General features: G+C 35.5%; 14 protein-coding genes. 3 read left to right on the forward strand and 11 right to left on the reverse strand.

Features of this window, described 5'->3' with window-relative positions; genetic code table 11:
• Positions 1 to 70 precede the first annotated feature (70 nt).
• The 8 genes from DOS84_RS07460 to DOS84_RS07495 all read right to left on the reverse strand — a co-directional run bounded on the left by DOS84_RS07460 (position 71) and on the right by DOS84_RS07495 (position 14,381).
• Positions 71 to 2,053: an alpha-L-arabinofuranosidase C-terminal domain-containing protein gene (locus DOS84_RS07460; protein WP_111409509.1), complete on the reverse strand. Its 1,983-nt coding sequence runs from the start codon at positions 2,051 to 2,053 to the stop codon at positions 71 to 73.
• A 68-nt stretch (positions 2,054 to 2,121) separates the two neighbouring features.
• Positions 2,122 to 4,086 (reverse strand): glycoside hydrolase family 127 protein, encoded by a 1,965-nt coding sequence (locus tag DOS84_RS07465; protein ID WP_111409510.1) that lies wholly within the window; start codon positions 4,084 to 4,086, stop codon positions 2,122 to 2,124.
• A 172-nt stretch (positions 4,087 to 4,258) separates the two neighbouring features.
• On the reverse strand, positions 4,259 to 5,227 hold the full coding sequence (locus DOS84_RS07470) for an arabinan endo-1,5-alpha-L-arabinosidase (protein WP_111409511.1): 969 nt from the start codon (positions 5,225 to 5,227) through the stop codon (positions 4,259 to 4,261).
• 239 nt (positions 5,228 to 5,466) lie between these two features.
• The gene (locus tag DOS84_RS07475) at positions 5,467 to 6,462 is read right to left on the reverse strand and encodes a glycoside hydrolase family 43 protein (protein ID WP_111409512.1); all 996 of its coding nucleotides are present in this window, start codon (positions 6,460 to 6,462) and stop codon (positions 5,467 to 5,469) included.
• Between the two features lie 85 nt (positions 6,463 to 6,547).
• Positions 6,548 to 8,173, reverse strand: coding sequence for an arabinan endo-1,5-alpha-L-arabinosidase (locus DOS84_RS07480; protein ID WP_111409513.1), 1,626 nt, complete (start codon positions 8,171 to 8,173; stop codon positions 6,548 to 6,550).
• Between the two features lie 10 nt (positions 8,174 to 8,183).
• On the reverse strand, positions 8,184 to 9,731 hold the full coding sequence (locus DOS84_RS07485) for an alpha-N-arabinofuranosidase (RefSeq protein ID WP_111409514.1): 1,548 nt from the start codon (positions 9,729 to 9,731) through the stop codon (positions 8,184 to 8,186).
• Positions 9,732 to 9,821: 90 nt separating this feature from the next.
• Positions 9,822 to 11,381: a RagB/SusD family nutrient uptake outer membrane protein gene (locus DOS84_RS07490; protein WP_111409515.1), complete on the reverse strand. Its 1,560-nt coding sequence runs from the start codon at positions 11,379 to 11,381 to the stop codon at positions 9,822 to 9,824.
• Positions 11,382 to 11,411: 30 nt separating this feature from the next.
• Positions 11,412 to 14,381: a SusC/RagA family TonB-linked outer membrane protein gene (locus DOS84_RS07495; protein WP_165830411.1), complete on the reverse strand. Its 2,970-nt coding sequence runs from the start codon at positions 14,379 to 14,381 to the stop codon at positions 11,412 to 11,414.
• Positions 14,382 to 15,088: 707 nt separating this feature from the next.
• On the opposite strand from DOS84_RS07495, the gene DOS84_RS07500 reads away from it, so the two are divergent.
• Entirely contained in the window at positions 15,089 to 15,778 is a 690-nt protein-coding gene (locus DOS84_RS07500) for an NUDIX hydrolase (protein WP_111409517.1), read from the forward strand.
• A gap of 102 nt (positions 15,779 to 15,880) precedes the next feature.
• On the opposite strand, the gene fsa is transcribed toward DOS84_RS07500, so the two are convergent.
• The 3 genes from fsa to DOS84_RS07515 form a co-directional block, all read right to left on the reverse strand.
• Positions 15,881 to 16,537 (reverse strand): fructose-6-phosphate aldolase, encoded by a 657-nt coding sequence (fsa, locus tag DOS84_RS07505; RefSeq protein WP_111409518.1) that lies wholly within the window; start codon positions 16,535 to 16,537, stop codon positions 15,881 to 15,883.
• 111 nt (positions 16,538 to 16,648) lie between these two features.
• Positions 16,649 to 18,712 carry a transketolase family protein gene (locus DOS84_RS07510; RefSeq protein WP_111409519.1) on the reverse strand — a complete coding sequence of 688 codons (2,064 nt, stop codon included), beginning with the start codon at positions 18,710 to 18,712 and terminating at the stop codon, positions 16,649 to 16,651.
• An 813-nt stretch (positions 18,713 to 19,525) separates the two neighbouring features.
• Positions 19,526 to 20,524, reverse strand: coding sequence for a GntR family transcriptional regulator (locus DOS84_RS07515; RefSeq protein ID WP_111409520.1), 999 nt, complete (start codon positions 20,522 to 20,524; stop codon positions 19,526 to 19,528).
• Positions 20,525 to 20,775: 251 nt separating this feature from the next.
• Between DOS84_RS07515 and DOS84_RS07520 the strand changes: the two genes are divergently transcribed.
• Both DOS84_RS07520 and DOS84_RS07525 read left to right on the forward strand, forming a co-directional pair.
• On the forward strand, positions 20,776 to 23,850 hold the full coding sequence (locus DOS84_RS07520) for a SusC/RagA family TonB-linked outer membrane protein (protein ID WP_243636335.1): 3,075 nt from the start codon (positions 20,776 to 20,778) through the stop codon (positions 23,848 to 23,850).
• Positions 23,851 to 23,860: 10 nt separating this feature from the next.
• The gene (locus DOS84_RS07525) at positions 23,861 to 25,378 is read left to right on the forward strand and encodes a RagB/SusD family nutrient uptake outer membrane protein (protein WP_111409521.1); all 1,518 of its coding nucleotides are present in this window, start codon (positions 23,861 to 23,863) and stop codon (positions 25,376 to 25,378) included.
• The last annotated feature ends 39 nt before the right edge of the window (positions 25,379 to 25,417 follow it).

A 25,417-nucleotide genomic window follows, 5' to 3' on the forward strand; every position in this document is an offset into this window, starting at 1 on the left:
ACGGCAGTATTACTGGTGTTTACGAAGGAAATAAAAAACAAGTGTTTAAAATACATTTGTGCTGTTCTGTTTATTTCATTTTCAACTTCAAAACAGTAACAGAATAGGCCGGAAGGCTTAATTGTGCTTTCTCACTTTTAAGGATATACTCGCTTTCTGTTGGACTTATTTTTTTAGGAGAAGCAAATGAATTTTCGTCTTCAAGTTTTGGACTTGTAAGAGTAATAACAGTTCCTTTTGATTGTAATTTGCTTCCTTTTAAATCAACAGTAACCTCTTGTGCTTTTGCAGAAGTATTAACTACTTTTACAATTACTTCTTTGGTATTGACATCTTTCACCGCCGATGCAAACAAATCGTTTTGACCAATAAGCGCTTTTCCATCTTTGGTTATGGATAGTAAATCAGTTCCTTTATTGTTTGCGAATAATTTTTGCACATAATAATTTGGTGTACCAAAGGACTCTAAATTATTAAACCAAATCATATCTGGTGTCCATTGCCAACCTTCTTCGTGAGCAAATAAAGGAGCATACGAAGTAAGATGAACTACTTCAGCGTTACGTTCCATTCCAGTCATAAAAGCGGCTTCAGAAAAAGCACATTCCCAACTGTTTTTGTTGTCAGGACTTGCAATGGCTACCGTTTGTGCTGCATATTCTCCAGCGAAAATTTTTGGCCCTTTTCGGTCGTAATTGTCGTAACGAGTTGCGTTTTCTCTAAACCATTTTGGATCTTTATAATAATGCTCATCTATGATTTCGGCATTCAATTTTTTAAGTTCCGATTGGGCATACTCGAAATAATCTCCTTCTGGAAATGGCCCACTTCCTGAAACAATCGTAATTTCTGGATGTTTTGATTTGATTGCTTTTTCGAATACTTTGTAACGCTCGATATAATCTGTTCCCCATTGTTCGTTCCCGACTCCAATGAATTTCAAATTAAACGGTTTTGGGTGTCCCATATCCGAACGAACTTTTCCCCACGGAGTATCTATGCTGCCGTTGGCAAATTCAATTAAGTCAATTGCATCTTGAACATAAGGGTCCAATTGATCCATAGGAACCAACTCGCCTGTATTAAACTGACAAGCCATTCCACAACTCAAAATTGGTAATGGACTAGCTCCGATATCTTCTGATAATTGAAAATATTCAAAAAATCCTAAACCAAAAGACTGAAAATAATCTGGTGTTGGTTTGTGCGCAAACTCTGTATTCCAGCGGTTGACTAAGCTTTCTCTATTATCAACTTCTCCAACTGTTTTCTTCCATTGGTAACGCTGTGCAAGAGTTCTTCCCTCAACAATACATCCACCTGGAAAACGTAAAAAGCCAGGTTTCATATCATATAGTAATTGTACTAAATCTTTACGAAGACCATTTTTTCTATTGTTCCAAGTATCTTGCGGGAATAATGAAATCATATCTAAATCGATAGTTCCTGTCCCTTCAAAAGTAAAACGCAATTTTGCTTTCGCTTCAGTAGCTGTTGGAATAAGCTGTGCGGTATATTCTTTCCATTCCGAAGTTGTAGGAACAACACTCGTTTCGCCTAAAATTTTATCATCTTTTCCAATGAATTGAATAATGATCTTCGAAATGTTTCCAGCTTCTTTGGATGCTTTTAGAGTCAAATTGTATTTTGCTCCGCTTTTAATTCCCATTCCTCTGAAACCTTCATTGATGATTTCATAGCCTTTAGCATCTTTTACCGTAATTCGGCAATAATTATGATTGGTTCCTTTTTTCGAAAATTGAACAGGAACTGCGATTCCAGATTCGGTATTGTAATTATGTTTGTCACTTTTTGGCTGTTTCCAACCCATCAAAGGATCGTCAAATTCGAATGAACGGTTTTTTACCATTTCGGCATACAAACCACCATCGGCAGCAAAATTGATGTCTTCAAAAAAGATACCATACATTGTTGGCTGAATTTTGGTAATGGTTTTAGTGGTATTGACTTCAAGAGTTGTTTGCGCTTGGGAATATATTCCATTTAGCAAAAGGCCGCAAAGGGTTATTTTGGTGATTAAATTCGGTTTCATGTTCCTTTTATTTTTTTATTTAGTTCAAAAACTAGACTCTCAGTAATTTAGAATCTTAGCATCTTAATTTATTTTTTTAAATCAATCCAAACTTTCATTTTTCCAATGCCTCTATTAGACCAGGAATAATAAGGGATGGCTTTGAATTGTTTCGTTTGGATGGAATTTACTCCCTCCAAAAGGTTGTTTTCTTTTGTTACTTTGAAAGTGTCATTGGCATCGACAGTGATTTTATCAAAATCGGTTGGATTGTCAATCTCCTCAATAGCATACACAATGGGGCCGTATTCTAAAGCTACTTTTCCGATGTTGCCTTCTACTTTGGTATTGGTCACGACTTCTTTAACTTCCATTGGAAAATCGAGTGTTACAGTTTCTCCTTTTTTCCATTTTTTTGTAATAGTAATGTATCCTTTGTCTTCTTTATAATCGAAAGGCTTTCCATCTATCGTTAGGGTAACTTTTGCGGAAGCGGTATTTTTGTAGCTGTATAAATCTCCAGGCAAAACTTGATTTCTTGCCCAACCAGGAATTCTTAATTTGATAGTAAATTCACTTTCTTTTTTGGGAGAAACGGTTACTGCCACTTTACCGTCCCATGGGTAATTCGTTTGTTGTGAGATTTGTAATTCTGTTTTGTCTAAAGAAATTTTTGCCGTATTCGAAGCATATAAATTAACATAAAGCGTGTTTTTGCTTGTGGAATAAATCAATCCCGGAATCGAAGGAATAAAACGAATCAAATTGGTCGGGCAGCAAGAACAGTCAAACCAAGCTTGACGTGTGCAAGAGCCTCTGTTGTTTTTGTAAACTCCATCTGATTCAAGTGCATTTGGATAGAAAAATTGTTTTCCGTCCAATGAAATACCAGAGATTAAACCGTTGTATAAAGAGCGTTCAATCACATCAAAATAATCAGAACTTCCAGTCATATTGTGCAGTCTGTGGTTCCAATACACATCGCCAATGGCTGCGCAAGTTTCGTTGTAAGCAGTTAGATTTGGTAATTCATAGTTTGCTCCAAAGGCTTCTCCGTCATGTATGGCACCAATACCGCCAGTGATGTACATTTTTTTGTTTACCATATTGGTCCACAAAGCATTCACTGCATTTAGATAGTCTTTGTCGTTGTATATTGCGGCAATATCGGTCATTCCTGCATACATGTAAACGGCTCTCACGGCATGTCCCACTGCTTCTTTTTGTTGAATAACGGGAATGTCATCCTGTGCATAAGCACCGTAAAGTTTATGGTTTTTTGGATTCCCTCTGTTGTCCAAAAAGTATTTGGCTAATTTCAAATACGCTTTATTATTGGTTATTCTATATAGATTTACTAAACCCGTTTCTACAATTTGGTGACCCGGAACGCCATGAACTTGGTCTGGATTGTCTCCAAAAGTACGCACTAACATATCGGCAGTTTTGATGGCAATGTCCAAGAAGTTTCTTTTTCCAGTTGCTTCATAATGTACTACTGCGGCTTCTATCATATGCCCTGGGTTGTACAGTTCATGACTGATTTGTAAAGATTCCCAACGTTTTCCTTCTATAACAGGAACCCACGGTGCAGGCGGTTTGGCAGGATTGATGGTTCTCCAAGTCGTTAAATATCCATCTTTTTCTTGGCCAATTTTGATAATGCCAATAAGGGAGTCCAATAATTTTTCCAATTTAGGGTTGGGTTCGCTTATTAGGGTATTCGAAGCTCCTTCAATTATTTTATACACATCGGTGTCGTCAAAAGGCATTTGTCCTTTTACTTCCCCTTTCATTTTTCCGCCCGCAATCAAGAAATTGTCAAGACGTCCTTCTTCCTCACATTTATGAATGGCATATTCTATGGTTTTTTCCTGTACTCTTTTGATGATGGGTAACCAAAAAGCATCGGTTATTTTAACATTCTGGATGTTGACTGGTGTAATAGGATATCCTGTGTTTTTGGTTGCAGTATTCTGAGCATTCGTAGCGCTTGAAAGCGAGAATGAAGCAATCAGAAGTAATGCATTGGTTTTTAAATTAAAAATTTTCATATATGTAAAATTTAATTGTCATTGGTCATATATGGTATCGCCTTTTTATTTATAGGTGTTTGCTTTCGCAAAATGCTTGTTAATGGCGATTTCATAAACGGTTTTTATTAGCAATGTGCAAGATAAATAAAATAAGTGTATAAAATACATTTTTAAAATAATTTAAATTTTTTTACAGCGTTGGCCATAAATCAGCATCCCATTTCAATTCTTCTATCTGTAAAATAGGCCTTCCTTTTTGTTTAACATCATATGCGTGAAAAATAATATAATCTTTACCGTCAAAGGTATAAGCGCTGTTGTGTCCAGCTCCATACCAGTTTTGGCCGCCTTGAATCAACAAAGTTCCACCACCTTCGGTTAATAATTTCCCTTCTTTGTCCACGTAAGGGCCTGTAATGTTTTTTGATCTTCCAACAACAACTTTGTAGGTGCTTTTTGGGCCTCGACAGCATAAATCCCAAGATAGGAATTCATAATAATAACCATTTTTTTTGAAGATGAAAGGAGCTTCTAGAGCGCCATCACCTGGATCAGTATCAGCTAATTCGAATGTTCTTTTGCGTTTTGCAATAGTATGCCATTCCTGCGGTTGTGCGATTGACTTTAAATCGGAATTTAATTTGACCATTTTCAACCCTTCCCAAAAAGAACCAAAAGCCAACCAAGGCGTATTGTTTTCGTCAAAAGTCAAATTAGGATCGATAGCATTCCAAAGATCTCGATTGGGAATGGATTGAATAACAATTCCCTGATCTACCCATTTGTAGGCGGGGTCTTTTGGATCCAAAGTGGTGTTGGTCGTCACTCCAATCGCCGAAGTATTTTTTGCGAAAGCAGAAACCGAATAATATAAATAATAGATGTTGTTGTGAAAAGAAATGTCCGGTGCCCAAATGTGATTGTCAAAATTAGGAACCACGGCATCTGCCCAAACAGGTTTTTCCTTGAATATTTGGCGTTCCGGATTCCAGCTTTTTAAATCTTTGGAACTAAAAGCACTGATGCCTTTTCCGGTGCAGTATAAATAATAAGTATCTTTTTGCTTGATCATCACTGGGTCATGGACAGTAATATCCTGGGCAAATGATGAGGTCACAATTAAAACAAGTAAGAGGGAATATAGTTTATGTAGTTTCATGATTGTGTTTTTTTAACCATATAAGGCATTTAAGAAAGTATAAGTTTTAATGATTTTGAGTCTGTAAATTAACCACAGATGTCACAGATGTCATGGATTTTCACAGAACTTTATTTTTTATTTAGGTATTATAAATCCGTGTAAATCTGTAAAATCCGTGTGCCATTACGCAATCTAGATTCAATTTTAGTCTGGATACTGCGACTGCATTCTGCAATCTTAATTCTGCAATCTGCAATCTACTTCGTTATCCCTTCAGTAGTCATAATCACTCTTTTCATAGTCCCGTCTTTATTGTAAAACAAACGGTCAACGCAAACAGATCTTCTAAAGCTACCACCATTGGGTTCGATGCTTCCATTGTGGTAAATGAAGTACGATTTTCCTTTGAAATCGATTATCGCTTGGTGATTGGTATTTGAATTTCCTGCTATTTCATTCAAAATGCCTTTGTATTCCCAAGGCCCGTTGATGGATTTACTCATGGCGTAGGCAATTTTTTCAGGAAACTGATAGGCATACGATAAGTAATACCAGTTGTTGTGCTTGTGAATCCATGGAGCTTCGGTATAATTAGGTAAAGGAATGGTTTGGATTGGGCCATCAAGTTCTGTCATGTTTGCTTTTAGTTTGGCATAATGGCAAACTGTGTTTCCCCAAAAAAGATAGGCCTGTCCATCATCATCTATCATCACTGTTGGATCGATATCATCCCAGGTGATGCTTGTCTGGGTTGTCATATCATTGGTGATAAGTGCTTTTCCAAGTGTATCTTTGAAAGGCCCAGTCGGACTGTCTGAAACCGCAACTCCAATGGCCTTTCCATTAATAGTTCCGTGCTCAACAGTGACATACCAGTAAAATTTACCGTTGCGTTCAATAACTTGAGCTGCCCAAGCATCGGATTTTGCCCAAGCGAAATCAGTTACTTTTAATGGAACGGGATGTTCCTGCCAATGCACCATGTCTGAGGTGGAATACACCAACCATTCATTCATTTTATAAAAATTAAAATCATTGGGTGCTTCATCATGACCTGCATAGAGATACACCTTGTCTTTGTAAACCAAAGCCGCTGGATCTCCAGTGTATTTGTCTTTGATGATTGGATTATTGGTAACTGATGTTGTAGCTTTTTTTGGTCCATTGGCGGAAGCCGAAGTATTATCTTGCGCCATTGTTTTGAATGATGTTATCAGAACAAAAGAAAGAATAGGGATAAAAATATTTTTCATTATAGTTTGATTTTGTGAAGACGTAATTTGTTGAAATTCAAAACCCTTTTTTAAAGATTAAAAAAGGGTTTTGATTGTCTTAAGATTAATTTATTTTTTTGCCCCATACTGGTACGCCAGTTTCAGTAAGTCCAGAATAAGTTAGAGTCACTTTGCGAGTGGCGCTTTCCCAATCCCAGGCATCATTTACTTTGCATTTTACACCATTTACGGTCAATGTTTTGTTGGTGCTGTCATATGCCCAGGTTCCTGAAACACCACCGCTTACTTTTTTGTCGGCGGTCAAGTAAATGGTAGCTGATTTTTGAATGGCTGCATATTGATAATTCATGGTGATTTGTTCCCATGTTCCAATAAAAGAAGCTTCAGTAATGGTAGTAGCAGGTACACCAGCATAACGCTCTGGAGCAACTACCGGCCATCCATCTTCAGTCCATTGGATTTCGCGAACATGTCCCATCATTATAGCATTGGAAACATTGATTCCCGGCACATCTTTTGGTAAACGAGCTTGTGAGGAATAAAACCACTGTTTAGTTTCCGGATTTTGGAAAATAGCACAATGCGAAATTCCAACCCAACCAGTATGATTATTAAAACCATAAGGATGTGTCAGCATTGGCCAACAATCGGCACCGCTTGTTACATTGGCACCATCAATTCCGAGGAAAGGTCCCATAATGTTTTTGGAACGACAAACTCTGGTGTTGTATGGTACATCCAAACCATCATAGGCTAAAAATAAATAATAATAATCTGTATCGGGGTTGTAGATAATTTCCGGACCTTCTGATGCTTGCCAACGACTTGTCGCGCTACGTGTAGCAATGCGAGTCCCATAGTCGCTCAAGGTTTTCAGTTGATCTGGTTTTCCGGTAGTTGGATTCAGTTTTAAAGCTGCAATACCAGAATGCCAAGAACCGTAAATCAGGTATTGCTCTCCTTCTTTTGTTTCAATAAAACTAGGGTCAATTGCATTGAATTTAAAATAAGCATCATCCCAGTTTCTGGTTCCTGTAAATGAATATGGTTTTACACCATCGGGTTCTGAACACACCACCATTCCTTTGTCTTCCCAAACATTGGATGCCAAATCACTTGTCTCGGCCAAACCAATAAAGGCTCTTTCGCCCCAGGTGTTATCAAAAGTAGTTCCAATTATAGGGTTGTCGACCACAATGCTATAATACATTCTGTAAATATTTCCCACTTTTCGAACACAGGGTGCCCAATAGCCATAATTAGGATTTGTAATGGCTGGCAATGCAGGATTCATTCGGGCTCTTTTGTTATTCAAAGAGTCTTTAACCCAAGCCGGAGCCGTGGTCATGGAAGATCCCATGAATTCCCAATTAATAAGATCTTTGGAACGTCTGTAGAAAAAATGCCCGTGTCCATCTGTTGCATTTCCGTAGGAAGCGTCTGTTTGGTACATATAATAATATTCACCGCATTTGGCTACTGACGGATCATGTACGTTGGCTAAATTCCATTGTGAATTACTACCCCAAGAGGAAATCGAGGAATAATTGTCTGCGTAGGTAGGCCCATCGAAAGTAGGGGTAGGAGTTGGTGTCGGTGTTGGAGTAGGAGTAGGAGTTGGCTCCTGTGTAGGATCATCCCCTTTGGAGCAACTACCCAACGAGACTGCTATACTTAGAACAAGCACTAAATAGCACGCTACTCTTACAATGGAATTTGATTTTTTCATGGTGAATCGTTTATTTGCCTTCTAACATTATAACTGAAAAAGGAGGGATGTTAACTGTAAGTTTTCCTTTTTTAACATCAAAGCCTTTGAAAGTAACAGGTTGAATTTTTGTTGGGTTATCAAATGAATTGAAATCCTGTAGCTTTGATGAACCGATAATCATACCAGTTACAGATTTGATACCAAGTTCATTAAGATCAATCTCTACAGTGTTTTCTTTTTTAGAGTCCACATTTACTAATGAAATATGTGTCAATCCTTTTTTGTCTTTCGAAGCTGAAGCCATTAAAGCAGGAAGTGATTCGCCATTAAAAGTGTATAATGGTGATTTTATGGAAATAGGTAATTGTTGTGCATCTTGGTGCACGCTGTACAATTGCATTACATAATACGTTGGCGTTAGAATCATTTTGGCTTTGTCGGTAAGGATAACAGCCTGTAAAACATTAACACATTGCGCTAAGTTGGCCATACGAACTCTGTCTGCATGATTATTGAAAATGTTAAGAGTTGATCCAGCCAAAACTGCATCTCTCATTGTGTTTTGTTGGTAAAGGAATCCAGGATTTGTCCCTTTTTCCACTTCATACCAAGCTCCCCATTCGTCTACAATCATTGCCACTTTTTTTTCTGGATCATATTTGTCCATAATGGCGGAGTGTTTGGTAACCAATTCCTCCATTTTCAAAGCTGATTTCATCGTTTGGAAATATTCAAATTCGGTGTAATCCACACCATCTCCTTTTTTTGCCCAATCGATTACAGCATAATGGTGTACTCCAACTCCTCCTAGCATATTTAGTGGAATGTCTTTCATTAAAGTTTCGGTCCAATTATAATCGGCACTATTAGATCCCGAAGCAATACGAGTTAAACCGCCTGTGTTTTCCCAATCAGACATGAACGTGGCAAATTTTCTATATTCGCCCACATAATAATCAGCTGTCATATTTCCTCCACAACCCCACGCTTCATTTCCAATTCCCCAGAATTTAACTTTCCAAGGTTCTGTTCTTCCGTTTTTTTTACGCAAATCACTCATCGGGCTTTTACCGCCAAAGTTGGCGTATTGTACCCAGTCTGCCAGTTCTTGTACGGTTCCGCTACCTACGTTCCCTGAAAGATATGGTTCAGCGCCAAGCGTTTCACATAAATTCAAGAAATCATGGGTTCCAAAACTATTGTCTTCGGTAGTTCCTCCCCACCATCTGTTTACGATTGTTGGTCTGTTTTCTCTTGGACCAATACCGTCTTTCCAGTGGTATGTATCTGCAAAACAACCACCAGGCCAACGAAGATTAGGGATTTTTAACTTTTTTAAAGCGTCAATAATGTCGTTACGAACGCCGGCTGTATTTGGTATTTTAGAAGTATCACCAACAAAAAAGCCTCCATAAATACACCTTCCCAAATGCTCTGCAAAATGGCCGTAGATGTTTTTGTTAATAGTTGGAGCATTTGCAGTATTTTTAATGGTAAGTACAGTGGTTTCTTTTTGAGCAAAACTGGTTTGGCTACAAAAAGCAATAATAAACATGGATAATATGACTTTTTTCATAATGGCTTTATTTTATAATATCACGTGGCAAACTACGGAAAGTTCACCACATGATATTAAAAATTCTAACTAAACTAACTCAAATAAATATTAATAACTTGGATTTTGAACCATTCCAGGGTTGTTGTCCATGTCTAATTGCGGAATTGGGAAATACTCTCTTCCTGGTGCATACGAAGCATACTCTACATCTCTTGTTTTTAACCAAGCTAGTTTTGCAGCATCTTGTAACCATCCCCAACGACGAATATCATCGAAACGGTGACCTTCAAGAGGGAATTCCAAGAATCTTTCGTGACCTATTTGGTCTCTCATGGCAGCTTGACTAAGCCCTGGTTTTGCAGTGCTTAAGTTTGGCAAACCTACACGGTCTCTCACCATTTGAATATAAGTATACGCTCCTGGTGTATCACCAGTTTCATTCAAACATTCAGCATACATTAACAATACATCAGCATAACGTAACAAACGCTCGTTGATTCCAGAACGCCAGTCGAATTCGTTTGCATAGGCACCATCTGAGTTTTCATATTTTCTGCAAAATAAATCATTTAAATCTCCCGGATTAGCAGCATAAAATGTAGCAAAATCTTGTCCGTAAAGTTTTGTTCCAGGTTTGTTATAAAACATAGTAGCATCCAAACGAGGGTCTACAGCACCAGAAGTTGTTAATTCATCATGATATTCATTAAATAAAGTCCAAGTTGGTTGTACGTCTGTCCATCCAAAAGCTCTCGGTCCGTATGTAATTGCTCTTGCCGAAGTTTTACCCCAGTTTGATGCTGGTATTCCACCCCATCCTAATGCAACTCCACCTGCTTCTCTACTGAATTGAACCTCGAATAAAGATTCTGAATTGTTTTCGTTGGCATCTGTAAAGTTATCACGATAATTTGAAACTAGAGAGTAAACGCCTGAATCAATTACCTGTTTGAAAGTTGCTTTTGCATTTGTAAAATCTTTGGTAAATAAATAGGCTTTTCCTAAGTATCCTAATGCAGCTCCTTTGGTTGCACGTCCTTTTTGTCCTGCATCTATACCTGGAACATTTGCATAAGTAGTAGGTAGTAGATCAGCAGCAGCTTTAAAATCAGCAATTACTTGAGCCCATCCTTCTTCTTGCGTTTTTTGTGGATAGTAAACTGCTATTTCTGTAGGAACAGGTACGTTTTTAAACATGTTTACCATATGAAACAAATACAGTCCTCTTAAGAAATAAGCCTGACCAAGTATTCTGTTTTTGAGTTCAGCATCAGTAAAATTGATTTTTGGTGCATTAGTCAAAACTTGATTGGCTCTGAAGATACCTTGATAACATGTTTCATAGCACCAACCATAAATGGCGGCATCAGTTACATTTGAGTTAAAACGACCTACATTATACATAGCTCCCCAAGGACTGTTACTTCGAGTATCATCTCCTTTTAAGTCTAATAGTAATGGAGTACTTCTCATGTACGTTCCATCAGTCAATAAGCTTGAATAAGTGGCATTGATTCCTTCGAGGGCATCTTGATCTGTTGACCAAAATTTATCTACAGAATCATTATTTGGATCCAATTGATTTAAAGCGTCATCACTAACGCAACTTGTAGTTATTAATGCAAGCGTAAAGAAACCAGCTGCATAATTAAATATTTTATATTTCATTTTGATTCGTTTTTAATTGGTTAGCTAATTTTAAAATTTCACGTCAAGTCCCAACGAAATAGTTCTAGGATTTGGGAAAGAACCCGCATCATATCCTCTTGAGAACAATCCATCATTACTATTAAAATCCGGGTCGTATCCTTTGTATTTTGTTATAGTCCAAAGGTTTTGGCCATTAATATATACTTTAGCTTTTTCGATAAAAAAGGATGTAGGTACAGGGATTTGATATCCAATTTCCATTGTTTGTAATCTTACATAATCTCCTTTTTCGATGAAACGATTAGAGTCTCTGCTGTTACCGTTTGGATCTCCAATGATAGGACGAGGAACATCAGTATTTGTATTTGTTGGAGTCCAATAATTAAGTTCATCTGTACTGTGATTGCCATATTGTCCAACCATTAAATCACGGTACATAGCATTGAATACTTTATTACCACCAGCACCTTGCCATACCATTGTGAAATCAAAGTTTTTGTAAGAAGCACCAAAATTAGCACCAAAACTGTATGTAGGAATTGCTGATCCTTGGAAAGTTCTGTCTTGGTCGGTAATTTTACCGTCACCGTTTATGTCTTTGAAACGAAGGTCTCCAATGCCTGCATTTGTTTGTGTCGGAGCAGCAGCGATTTCAGCAGCATTTTGGAAAATTCCGTCTGTTTGGTATGCATAAATCTCACCAGCAGCTCTGCCTACTTCTGTTTTAGAAGCGGCACCATAGATTGGATTTCCATTAACTCCAATTTTGGTTACTTCATTTTTTAAAGTCCCAACGTTGGCACTAATATTATATTTAAATTCATTATGAGAATTGTTATATGCTACTGAAAATTCATAACCACTGTTGTTCATAGCAGCACCATTTGTTAAAATTTGGGCTGGAAATGCACCAGTAGAATAAGGTAATGGAACATTAACTAAAAGATCATCCGATTTTTTATTAAAATATTCTGCTGTAAATTGTAAATCATTGTTAAAGAAACCAAGTTCAAGTGCAATGTCGCTAGTTTCAGATGTTTCCCAACGTAAATTTGGGTCTAATGCGCTTACTACTGTTGTACCATTGGCCAAAGTGTTATTAAAATCATAACCGGCAAAACGATTTACTGTTGTAGCAAATGAATAAGCAGGGATTGGATTATTTCCTAAACGTCCCCAGCTTCCTCTTAACTTAATATTACTTACATATTCTGGCAAGTCAAGGAATTTTTCGTTGCTAATTTTCCAAGCTCCCGAAAATGAGTAGGAATTAACTTTGTTGTAGTTTTCCCCGAAAAGAGATGATTTATCTTGTCTGAAGTTTGCTTGAAATAAATAACGATCGTCAAAAGAATAATTAATTCTACTGATATAAGATATACCTGTAATGGTGTTTTCAAATTCTCCACCGCTGATATCGTCAGCATATTGAAGTTTACTAATTTCTCCTGGAGTATAGCCTACACCTTTTGACCAATGGTTGTAAAAGTCTTTTCTCTCTTGAATCCATCCACCCAAAACGTCAAATTTATGTTTACCTAACGTTTTTTCATATGTCAATATGTTATTTAGGAATGTGTTTGTTTGGTTCGCATTTGCTATATCTAGTGAAGCTTCATCATTAGTTGTAATGTAATACCATCCTAAATCACTTGGAGGTATAAACAATCTGTTTTGAGTATCTGTTCTGTCGTAGCTAGCATCAATTTTATATTTTAATCCTTTAACGATTTCAAGCTGTCCCCAGATGTCTCCAATGAAACGGTTTCTTCTGTCTTTGTTTTCAAGTAAGTTGTTGAAACCGATAACGTTCATCGATATAGCTCTTTGCGTTAAATTGTCTGTTCCGCCATATCCGCCTAATCTATTCTCATCGTATACAGGCATTGTAGGAATTGCAGTCAATAAACTGGAAATAGCCGATTCTCCAACATAACTGTTAAATTTTTCTTTGCCAGACTGTGTATAAGCTATTTTAGAGCCATACGTGAATTTTCCTTTTTTTCCTGATAAATTCAGATTCATAGTGTATCTTTCATAATCTTGTGGAGATTTCACATAACTACTATTTTTAAAGTAATCTAAATTCATGTTATAGGCTAAACCATCAGATCCACCGCTAAGTGTTACTGCTTGATTTTGTATAATACCAGTGTCAAAAGCTTCATTTTGCCAATTGGTATTCACGTTATTAATATAAAGAGCATTAGTTGGATCATTTCCAGGAGCAACTGTTAATCCAGCATTTTTCTCAGCTGCACTAGTTATGGTTTGGTAACCTACTCTGTCTGTTACTGACCATTTTTTTGGTACGGTTTGGAACCCTGTGATAGATTTAAAACCAACGCTCATTTTTCCTTGTTTTCCCTTTTTGGTTGTAATGATAACTACTCCATTGGCACCACGTACTCCATAAATGGCTGCAGAAGCTCCATCTTTCAATACCTGCATTGATTCAACATCACCTGGCGCAAAATCATATGGATTATCTACAATCATTCCATCTATAATAAATAGAGGGTTAGTATTGGCAAAAGAAGATATACCTCTAATTTTGATATTAACAAAACCTCCTGGTTCGCCAGATGATTGTACGGTTACACCTGCTACTTGTCCTTGCAACATTTTTGCAGGATCGTAAGTAACAATGGTTTTTGCTTCTTTTAAGCTAACGACGCTTACTGCTCCAGATAAATCGGCCTTTTTCTGTGTTCCATATCCAATAACTACTATCTCGTTCAATTTGTTAGTGTCGTCTTTTAAGACATAATTTATTTGTGAACGGTTGTCAATAGCTAATTCTTTAGTTTCATACCCTATGTATGAAAAAATTAAAACATCGGTTGGTTTTGCATTGATAGAATAATCGCCATCAAATCCTGTAGAAGTAGCTATAGAAGTTCCTTTAACTAAAATATTTACTCCAGAAAGAGGCATTTTGTCTTTCTCGGAAGAGATTTTCCCTGTCACAGTATTGGCTTGTTGAGCTGATACAGTATAAACACTAAGGAGCATCATGAATAATGTTATTAGCCATTCTTTTTTCGGCAATAAAAAATTGCAATAAAAAAATAATCTGTGGTTTGTTGTCATATTGATTGCATTTTGGTTAATTATAAGTGTAGTTTTTACATTTGTAAATTTAAATAAAAAAAAAGCATAAAAACAAATTAATCTGATAAAAAAAGTCGCTAAAAAAAACGGATATCCTAAAATATGCTGATAAACGTAAGCATTTGTGTATTTTATATTTACGAAAAACGTTTTCGTTGATTATAATTAACTAAAAATCAAGTAGTTAATGATATTTTTTATTTATGAATAAATTTTAAATCTTTTTTATGAATATTCAGTTTTTGATCAAAAAAAGAAAGATTTAGAATACAAAAAAACCATATTAAAGTCGATTTTTTTTGTTTTTTGTCCCTTTTTCTGATTGTTTTTTGGTCTCTAAAAAGCAAAAAAAACGTCTTTAAATGTAATTTTAACACTTAATTATAGTATTTATATTGAAAAGTAAGTCGAAATATTGTCTTTAGATACGTGTTTTTAGCTTTTAATAAGGATAAAAGGGAACAGTTAGAATTACTCAAAAGAATGCATAATTTAGTAAATCAGGTACTTAAATTTATTTTTGTGTTTTAATTTCATTAGTGTAAAAACAACATTAATAAAATTTGGTAGTTTTAAGGAAGTTCTTATATTTACGTCAAAATATATAGAAAATGCTAAATAGTTATAGTACAGCCGACAAAGTTCTTCTAGCGGTAGATTGTATCATTTTCGGCTTTGATGAGGATGGTTTGAAAATTCTTTTGATTAAAAGGGATTTTGAACCAGAAAAAGGAAAATGGTCTTTAATGGGTGGATTTCTTAAAAAAGAGGAGGTATTGGATGATGCTGCCATTAGGGTGTTGAATACCTATACCGGTTTGCAGGATATCTATATGGAGCAACTCTATACCTATAGCGAAATTGACCGTGACCCGGTAGAAAGAACCGTATCAGTAGCTTATTATGCACTGATTAATATTGAAAATCATAATGCCGAATTGATTCAGAACTACCATGCAAAATGGTTTAGCGTTTCTGAAGTGCCAAAGTTGATTTTTGACCACGACAATATGTTGTCTCATGCAATAAGAAGATTGCGTTACAGAACATCAATGCGACCTGTTGGATTTGAGCTTCTACCCGAAAAATTTAAAATGAGTCAGTTACTTAAACTGTATGAATCCATTTTGGACAAACAAATCGACAAAAGAAATTTTATCAGTAAAATCAATTCGTTGGATATTTTGATAAAATTAGATGAGAAAGACATGACTTCTTCCAGAAAAGGGTCCTATCTCTATACGTTTGACAAAGAAAAATATGACGCTAAACTCTTGAATCATTTTGCTTTAAATTTTTAAACAGCTAAGCATATTTGATTTTAAGGCTAATAAAAAAGGAAGCTTCTATTGCAGAAGCTTCCTTTTTTTATTGGACTAAAATGAACTGTCTAAATTTAAACTCTAGCTATTTCCTTTTTGGTAATCAGCCAGGAAAGTTGCCAATCCACTATCGGTAAGTGGGTGTTTCAACAAACCTTCAATAGCGCTTAATGGACCCGTAATAACATCAGCACCAATTTTGGCACAATTTATAATATGCATGACGTGACGAACTGAAGCTGCCAGAATCTGGGTTTCGTAGCCATAATTGTCATAAATCAATTTGATGTCTTCAATAAGTGATAATCCATCGGTTGAAATGTCATCCAATCTTCCGATGAAAGGGGATACATATGTTGCTCCAGCTTTGGCGGCAAGTAATGCCTGACCAGCTGAAAATACTAAAGTACAGTTGGTTCTGATTCCTTTGTTCGAAAAATATTTAATGGCTTTTATACCATCCTTAATCATCGGAATTTTTACCACGATTTGAGGATGCAATGCTGCTAATTTTTCTCCTTCGACAATCATTCCTGCAAAATCAGTAGAAATAACTTCGGCACTTACGTCGCCATCCACCAATTCACATATTTTTACATAATGTGCAATGATATTATCGGCTCCCGTGATTCCTTCTTTCGCCATTAGTGAAGGGTTTGTTGTTACTCCGTTCAAGATTCCTAAATCATTGGCTTCTTTGATGTCTTTTAAATTTGCTGTATCGATAAAAAATTTCATGTGTATGTTTTTTTGAGAATCTTAGTTTCTAAGGGGCTAAGATTCTGAGTTTTTTTTAAATATTTTTTTGAGACGCTGTATTACTATGATTTAAAGTTTTTTCTTAACTTCTTAGTTACTTAGCGTCTTAGTCTCTATTTTACTATCCTCAATATATTTTAGTATTTCCGCGCAAACGTGTTGGCTTGTAAATCCAAACTTTTCGTCCAAAACACTTGCTGGTGCCGAATAGCCAAAATGATCAAGTCCTATTATTTTTCCACTATCACCAATCAGTCCTTCAAGGTTTACGGGAAGTCCGGCGGTAAGTCCAAAAACTAGTTTTTCTTTTGGAATAATGCTTTCTTGATATGTTTTGGACTGCGATTTAAACAAACCTTCGGAAATAATGGAAGCGATGTTTATTTTTAGATTATGGTCTTTTTCCAAAATCACTGCAGCATCAATAAGTGTCGAAACTTCCGATCCGTTTGCGATTAAAGTGATGTCTGGGTTTTGTGTTTTTTTTACCAAATAGCCACCTTTTTTAGCCTCCGTTGCTTCTTCATATCTTGAAGTATAACTAGCTGGAATATCTTTTATATTTTGTCTCGAAAGAATTAAAGCGGTTGGCGTTTTGGTGTTTTTTAAAGCCATATCCCAAGCCACGGAAGTTTCTATGGCATCGGCAGGGCGCAATGCCAAAAGGCTTTGATGTCCAGAATGGTTTTTAACTTTTTCCAATAAACGCATTTGTGCTTCCTGCTCGATTGGCTGGTGCGTTGGTCCGTCTTCTCCCACTCGGAACGAGTCGTGCGTTAGAACATATTTTACCGGAAGTTCTTGAATCGCGGCCAATCGAATTGCAGGTTTCATGTAATCCGAGAATACAAAGAAAGTCGCAACTACCGGAATTACTCCACCATGCAAAGCAATACCGTTGGCGATGGAAGTCATGGTCAATTCGGCAACTCCAGCCTGTAAAAAGGCACCGTTGAAATTATTTTTTTGCAACACAGATGATTTTTTCAAGAAGCCATCAGTTTTGTCACTGTTGGATAAATCTGCCGAGGAAACAATGATGTTCTCTACGTTTTCAGCCAAATAGGCGAGTACTGCGGAGGAAGCATCTCTAGTTGCGGCATTAGGTTTTTGTGCTACACTGCTTAAATCCAATTCGGGTAATTCGCCAGATAAAAACAATTGCATTTTTTTTGCCAACACAGGATTTTCATTTTCCCATTTCGCAATTTGCTGTTTTCTCGAAGAAGCTTTTTCTGTTTTTTTTGCTAAAACACTGGTGTAATGTTTAGCTACTTCTTCATAAATTGCAAAAGGATCTTCTGGATTGGCGTTGAGGTTCAGCAATGTTTTTATGTAATCGGCTTTGGTGTCACCAATTGGTTTTCCGTGCAATTCACACTCACCTTCATACATGGAACCATCGGCAGTAACGCAGCCTTTCCCCATAATCGTTTTTCCAATGATTAAGGTCGGTCTTTCGGTTTCTTGGTTCGCTGAATCCAATGCTTTGCGGATTTCCGAATGGTCATGTCCATTTATCGTGATTACGTTCCATCCCCAAGATTTGTATTTCATAGCGGTATCTTCAGAAGTCACTTCATCGGTCATCGAAGAAAGCTGTACATCATTCGAATCATAGAACATTATAAAGTTGTTCAATCCCAAGTGGCCGGCGATTCTTCCAGCTCCCTGTGAAATCTCTTCCTGAACCCCGCCATCAGTGATGAAACCATATATTTTGTGGTCGAAAAGGCCTTTGAATCTAGCTCCAAGAAACTTGGCTGCGATGGCTGCACCAACACCCATTGCATGTCCTTGTCCCAGTGGTCCCGAAGTGTTTTCGATTCCTCTTAGAACATCAACTTCAGGGTGGCCAGGCGTTACAGAGCCCCATTGTCTAAATTGCTGTAGATCTTCTTTTTTATAGTTTCCTAATAAATAATATTGTGCGTACATCAAAGCCGACAAGTGCCCCGCATCCATAAAAAATCGGTCTCTAAAAGGCCAATCCATTTGGGTTGGATCAAAATTTAAATATTCAGTGTATAAAATATGCATAAAATCGGCTCCTCCCATGGCACCTCCGGGGTGTCCTGAATTTGCTTTTTCTACCATAGAAATAGCCAGTGCTCTTATGTTGTCGGCGGCTAGTTGGTCCATTTTGTGGTTCATAATTTTTTTATTTGGTTGTAATAGTGTTATTGATATTGCTGCTTTTTCAGATTTTTGTAAATCATTTTAAAAGGAATATTTTCTTTTTTCTAATTCTAACTTAGAAACGTTTTTTTTGATTTAAATACAGATTGATTTTAATCAGGTTGAAATCTTAAATCGAATAATTAAGGTTTAATATTTTGTTCTGATGTCGATTTGTCTCTTTAAATAACAGGCTATTTTTGAGACTTTAACGAAGAATAAAATAATAAGTGTAAAAAATACATTTGCAAATATAACTAAATTTGTTTTACAATAACAAAAAAGAAAATAGCATTTTTTAACTCTTGCCTTTAAATTATTTTTTCAATGAAAAAACAGTTGCTTTTAATCATTTTTGGTGGTATAAATCATTTTTTAACCATAAATGATAGTCACATTCATTTTTTTTAAAACATGAAATTACGAATTTGACCCTTTTTTTTCGAATTTACCCCTTTTGAGGTTTTCAAATTAAGCCTTATTTTATGTCTATAAAATACAATACTACAGCGGTTTGTTGTTATCGGCTTTGTAAATGTCTTTGGTTAGTTGGACAATTTTAAAATTATATGAATCTCTGAAATGTCATTTGATAGGGAAATGTGAAAATTTGTTTTTACATATTTATACCCGAAGCATATCTTTTGGGTATAAATAAAGTAAATTGAAAGTGAAAAATTATTTAAAAAGCTTAAATTTCATATGATTTGAGTTTAAGTTTTGGTTCAGAATAAGAAGGTTATGGCTAGCCTTCTTATTTTAAAATTGTAAAGGTATTTGGGTAGTTTTTTACAATGAGTTTCTAATAATCAAGGCACTTTTGTTCTCGATTTGTTCTTTTTTTCCGGTAAGAACCATCTGGGCCAGTAGTTTTCCCATGGTAGTAAAATCGGTTGAAATAGTAGTAATTCCATTAGAAACGACTTTTTTTAATGGGGTTTCATTATAGGAAATGATTCCAAAATCAGTTCCTAATTTTAAGTTTTGTTCTCGGGCTTTCTCTATTACGCTAACCAAATCTCTATCATTTGGGATGATGTAAACGCCACCAATGGTTATTTCATTGTCCGTGAATTCGTTGATGATTTCGTAGTCGATAGTGTATTCTAAACAAAAGTTTTCAAACCCAATTTTCATTCCCAAAGGCTCTCTAAAGCCGGGGAAAATCATAATAAATTTTTTATACTTGTTTAATCTTGTTCTTCCTTTATAGAGCCCCTCAAAGATGTCTTTTTTGTGATTTTGATAAATTGCGGGGAATGATTTTAGTTCGTCATTCGTTTGATCGAGGATAATAACATCATTTACTGGTAGGGTTTTTATAGTTGTAGCTACATCGATTAAGTTGGTCGGCATAATGATGTATTTGGTATAATTTCCATTACTGTCATTTATCAATTTTTGAAAAACTTGTACATTAAAATGGTGGAAGAAAATATCAACCTGTACATTTTTTCCAATATTTTTTAAAAATGAATTATAGATGTCTTCTTTGAAAATATTAAGCTCATCAAATAGCAAAAATATTTTCTGTTTTATAGTGATTTCAACACTTTTCACATAATATCCTTTGCCTGGGATGGCATAAATAATTCCTCTTTTTTTGAGATCATCATATCCTAATAGGACCGTATCGCGCGATAATGAAAAGGCTAAACAAACTTTATTCACCGATGGAAGGCGATCACCTTTTGTAAGTTTTTCTTCCTCTATTGCTTTTTCAATCGATTGAATTATCTGTTTGTATTTTGGAATTCCAAGGTTGTTTTGGATCGAAATAATTTTCATGGCTGAGGTTGGTTTTTATGCAAATATATAAAAAACTGGTAGGTACTGGTATGTACAATTGTTTTATCCATGTAAGTTTGCATTAAACATTAATTAATTAATTAAGATAAAAAAAGTAATATAATAATTTTAATTGATAATTTTTATAAATAATTGGATTTTGGTTGCCAAAATCGAAATATTTAATATGTTTTTAATTTTTCAAAACTAAACTCAATTTAATAACCAAACTATTTTAAAACTATGAATTTATGAAAAAGAAAAAGAATGTTAATAGAATGAAAAATTTAAGATCTTTCATTACGTCTAAACTCGGACTGTCGATTTTCATTTTGATGTCGTGTATTGGAATGCAAGCTCAGAATACTATTACAGGAACAGTTAAAGACAGTAAAAGCGATCAAAAAATTGTGGGTGTTACGGTTTCTGTCAAAGGAACCACGAATGGAACTGTTACAGATTTTGATGGAACTTATAAATTAAATGTAACGGATCCAAAAGGTATATTGGTTTTTACATACGTTGGATATTCTACCATTGAAGAAGCTATAAACGGTAGAGATGTTATTGATGTTTCATTGAAAGAAGAAAGCAATGCTTTGAACGAAGTAGTTGTTATAGGTTATGGTAGCGTAAAAAAAACCAGTGCTACTGGCGCAATAGCTAGTTTGAAAGCTAAACAACTGGATGCTCAAAGTAATACCAACTTAGGTAGTGCAATTCAAGGTAAGGTTGCAGGTGTTTCTGTAGAATCTGCAGGAGGTGGTCCAGGTTCTGGAACTAGAATTCAGATTAGAGGAGCAGGTTCATTAAATAATAACACTCCTTTGATTTTGGTAGATGATATTCAAGTTGCATCTATGAATAGCTTGAGTCCAAATGATATTGAATCAATTGAAGTTTTGAAAGATGCCGCCGCTGCTGCAATTTATGGTTCTAGAGCTGCAAATGGTGTAGTTATTATTACAACTAAGAATGGAAAAAAAGGGGATATAAAAGTTACTTTAGATGTATTTGGTGGGGTTGCCAGTGTGACAAAACAATTAGATTTATTGAATCAAGAACAATGGGCAAAAGTAAGTAATGCGGCATATGCTGCAGCTGGAAAAGCACCATTGGATATTGCTCTTAATCCTGAAGTGGGTGGAGCTGGAGTTAACTACCAAGATGAAATTTTTAGAACTGCACCTACTCAAAATTACTCGTTAGGTTTTCTGGGGGGATCGGATAATTTAAAATACAGTATGTCTTTAAATTATTATAATCAAGAGGGTGTAATTAAAGAAACAAATTACGACCGTTTCAACATGAGAGTGAAATCAGATTATAAAAAAGGGATATTTAAAATCGGCGAAACAATTTTGTTAACCAAAGAAAAAAGAAAAGAATTGCCAGGTGTACCAGGACAAGGAAGGAATGTTCTAGGATCTGCCATTACAATGATTCCTGGTTTTGCCATTTATGATGAAAATGCTATAGGTGGATACGGTGGAGCCTCTGGTTCTGTGACTGATATTTTTAATCCAGTAGCGGCATTAAATCTTTTTGATGTAACAAGTGATACTTACCAAGCTTTATTAAATACATATGTTGAAGCTAGTTTTTTCAAAGATTTTAAATATAAATTAAATGTTGGGGCAACTGTATCTGAATACAAAAGAGATAATTATACTCCACGTTATGAGGTGGGTGGATTCTTTAAAAATTTAGATAATGATTTGTCTCATACAGATGAATTTAATCTATACACTCAGGTAGAAAATACATTGAATTATACAAAATCTTTTGGTAAGAGCTATGTGAATGCTTTGGCTGGTTATACAATTTATAATAATGGTTTCAAATCAGTTGTAAGTTCTGTTAGTGGAATTCCTGATAATATTTATGTGCTTGCTGGAGCTGTACAGCCAGCAGTAACGGGTTATAATTTGGAGAACAATTTGGTTTCATATTTAGGGCGTGTGATATATTCTTATGATAGTAAATACACTTTGTCTGCTACTATTAGACGTGATGGATCGTCTAGATTTAGTCCGGACAATAAATGGGGTAATTTCCCTTCTGTTTCTGCTGCATGGGGTATAGGTAAAGAGACATTTTTTACTAATTTAAAGACTCCAATTACAGATTTGAAATTACGTGCTAGCTATGGGGTATTAGGAAATCAAGAAATTGGAGATTACCAATATTTAGGATTAATTACTTCTGGGATAAGTTATGGAGTAGGAGAGCCAAATACTTTGTGGAGTGGAAATATTCAAACAGATTCTCCAGGAGTTGGTTTAAAATGGGAGTCTACAGAAACTGCCGATTTTGGTTTAGATCTTGATTTATGGAATGGAAAACTGCAATATACTTTTGACTATTTTAATAAACAAACTTCTGATTTACTTTTAAGAGTGCCAATTCCATTGTCTGTTGGATCAAATAACAATCCTTATACAAATGCAGGAAATGTAACTAATAAAGGATATGAAATGAGTTTAACTTATAATGAAAAAATTGGAGATTTTAATTTCAATGTAACTGGTAATTTTTCAAGTATCAAAAACAATGTTGACGAACTTAGCACAGGAAGCCAAGTATTAGAAGGATCTGGTGGTTCATTTCACGGTGCCCCAGTAACATACAGCAAAGTTGGTTACCCAATTTATTCATTTTTTCTAGTTGATACAGATGGATTGTTTAGATCTCAAGCTGAAATTGATGCACACAGTAAAAACGGAACACTGATTCAACCAAATGCACAAGTAGGAGATATTAGATATATAGATTATAATGGAGATGGAGAAATTAATGGAGAAGATAGACAATATAAAGGAAGTGCTTTCCCTAAGTTTGAATACGGATTGAGATTACAAGGTGATTGGAAAGGAATCGATTGTACGATAGCTTTACAAGGAGTAGAAGGAAATAAGATTTATAATGGAAACAATACAGATCTTCAAACGGTAAGATCTAACATTAACTATTCTGCTGCAACATTAGATTCATATACTTTTAATCCAAATTCAAATTTCCCAAGATTAGATATTGATGACAAAAATAATAACGGAGCGGATTATTCTGATCGTTTTCTTGAAGATGGTTCCTATCTTAGAATCAAAACTGTTCAAGTTGGGTATACAATACCAAACAGCATAACCAAACAGGTGTCTGTTGATAAATGTAGAATTTATTTTGCAGGAGATAACCTTTATACTTTTACTAAATATTCTGGTTATAATCCAGATGTATCTGCAGATGCATTGGGAGGAAGAGGCATTGATTATAAATCATATCCATTGAGCAAGACTATACTTTTTGGTTTGCAACTTAACTTTTAAATCGACAAAAATGAAAAAGAAATCAATTATACTATATTTAATGACAGGACTTGTGTTTTTAAGTTCATGTGATGATAATCTTGAATTAGAAAATCCAAATCAAAAAACAACATCTTCTTTTTGGAAAACTTCTGATGATCTTGAATCTGGAGTAGCAACCATTTACAATACTCTTGTAGATAATAATAATGCAGGGTATTGGGAAATACAGGCAATGCAGCTTAAAGAAAACAGAACAGAAAATTTTGTTGCAAGAAATGATGTACCAGACCGTTATGCTGTTTCTTATTATAAGAATGATGCCGGTACGGGCGTGCCAAGAGACATATTTAAAGCATTATATATTGGGGTTTTCCGCGCCAATCAAGTGATTACTTATGCTCCAAAAATTCAAAACATTGACGAAACAAAAAGAGAGCAATTATTAGCTGAAGCTACCTTCTTAAGAGGATTGAATTATTTTAATTTGGTTAACGAGTTTGGGGCTGTTCCTATTACTACAGCATTAGTAGAATCTCAATCAGATTATTTTAAATCAAAATCTACTGAAGCAGAAGTTTGGAGCCAAGTTATATCTGACTTTCAATTTGCGGCCAATAGTGCTTTGCCAGAGAACTATCCTACTGCTCTTAAAGGAAGAGTGACAAAAAATGCAGCAATCGCTTTTTTAGGGAAGACATATTTGTATATGAAAGATTATGCAAAAGCCGAAGAGCAATTTAATAAGTTAGTTAATAATGAAGCTACAAATGGATATGGTCTTGTTGATAATTATGCTGAATTATTTGATGGTAAACATGAAAATAGTAAAGAATCTGTTTTTGAAATTCAGTTTAGCAAAGTTGGTGGTTCAACTATTTGGGGAGGAAGTCCAGCTGAAAGAACAAGAGCAACAACGATGGCTCAGGAATGTGCACCTGGTGAAGTAGGGGGATGGAATGAGTTATTGCCTACAACAGTATTGTTAAATGCGATGACAAATGAGAAAACTGTTGATGGTTCATTTGATCCTAGAGCTTTGGCTACATTGGCTTGGAATTATCCTGGTTGTATTTACTATAATTCAGATTTTGTATCAAAGTTTGGAGCAAATGCTATATGGATTAGAAAAAATCAAAATTGGTGGAATAATGACGAAGGGGATTGGAAATCTGAATTGAATGAATTCGCAATGCGTTATGCTGATGTTCTTTTAATGCTTGCTGAAGCAAGAACTATGCAAGGAAATGTAGCTGGTGCTGCACCATTGGTAAAAAGAATTAGAGATAGAGCGAAATTGACGGATATTTCAATGGTAGGATGGTCCAAAGATCAAATGATGACTGAGATTATGCATCAAAGAAATGTTGAATTTGCTCGTGAAGGACTACACTTTTTCGATTTAAGAAGATGGGGAACCCTTGAGTCAGTAATCAAATCTAGTCAAGTAGGTGGATACCAACTTTTCACTACTAAATTCTCATATTATCCAATTCCACAAAGTGAATTGAATAATAATCCGAATATGACCCAAAACTCACCTTGGTAAGTTGTTTTATTTGTTTAAATAGTTAGTTTTTCATAAGTG

The sequence above is a fragment of the Flavobacterium aquariorum genome, assembly GCF_003254745.1.
Taxonomy (GTDB): Bacteria; Bacteroidota; Bacteroidia; order Flavobacteriales; family Flavobacteriaceae; genus Flavobacterium; species Flavobacterium aquariorum.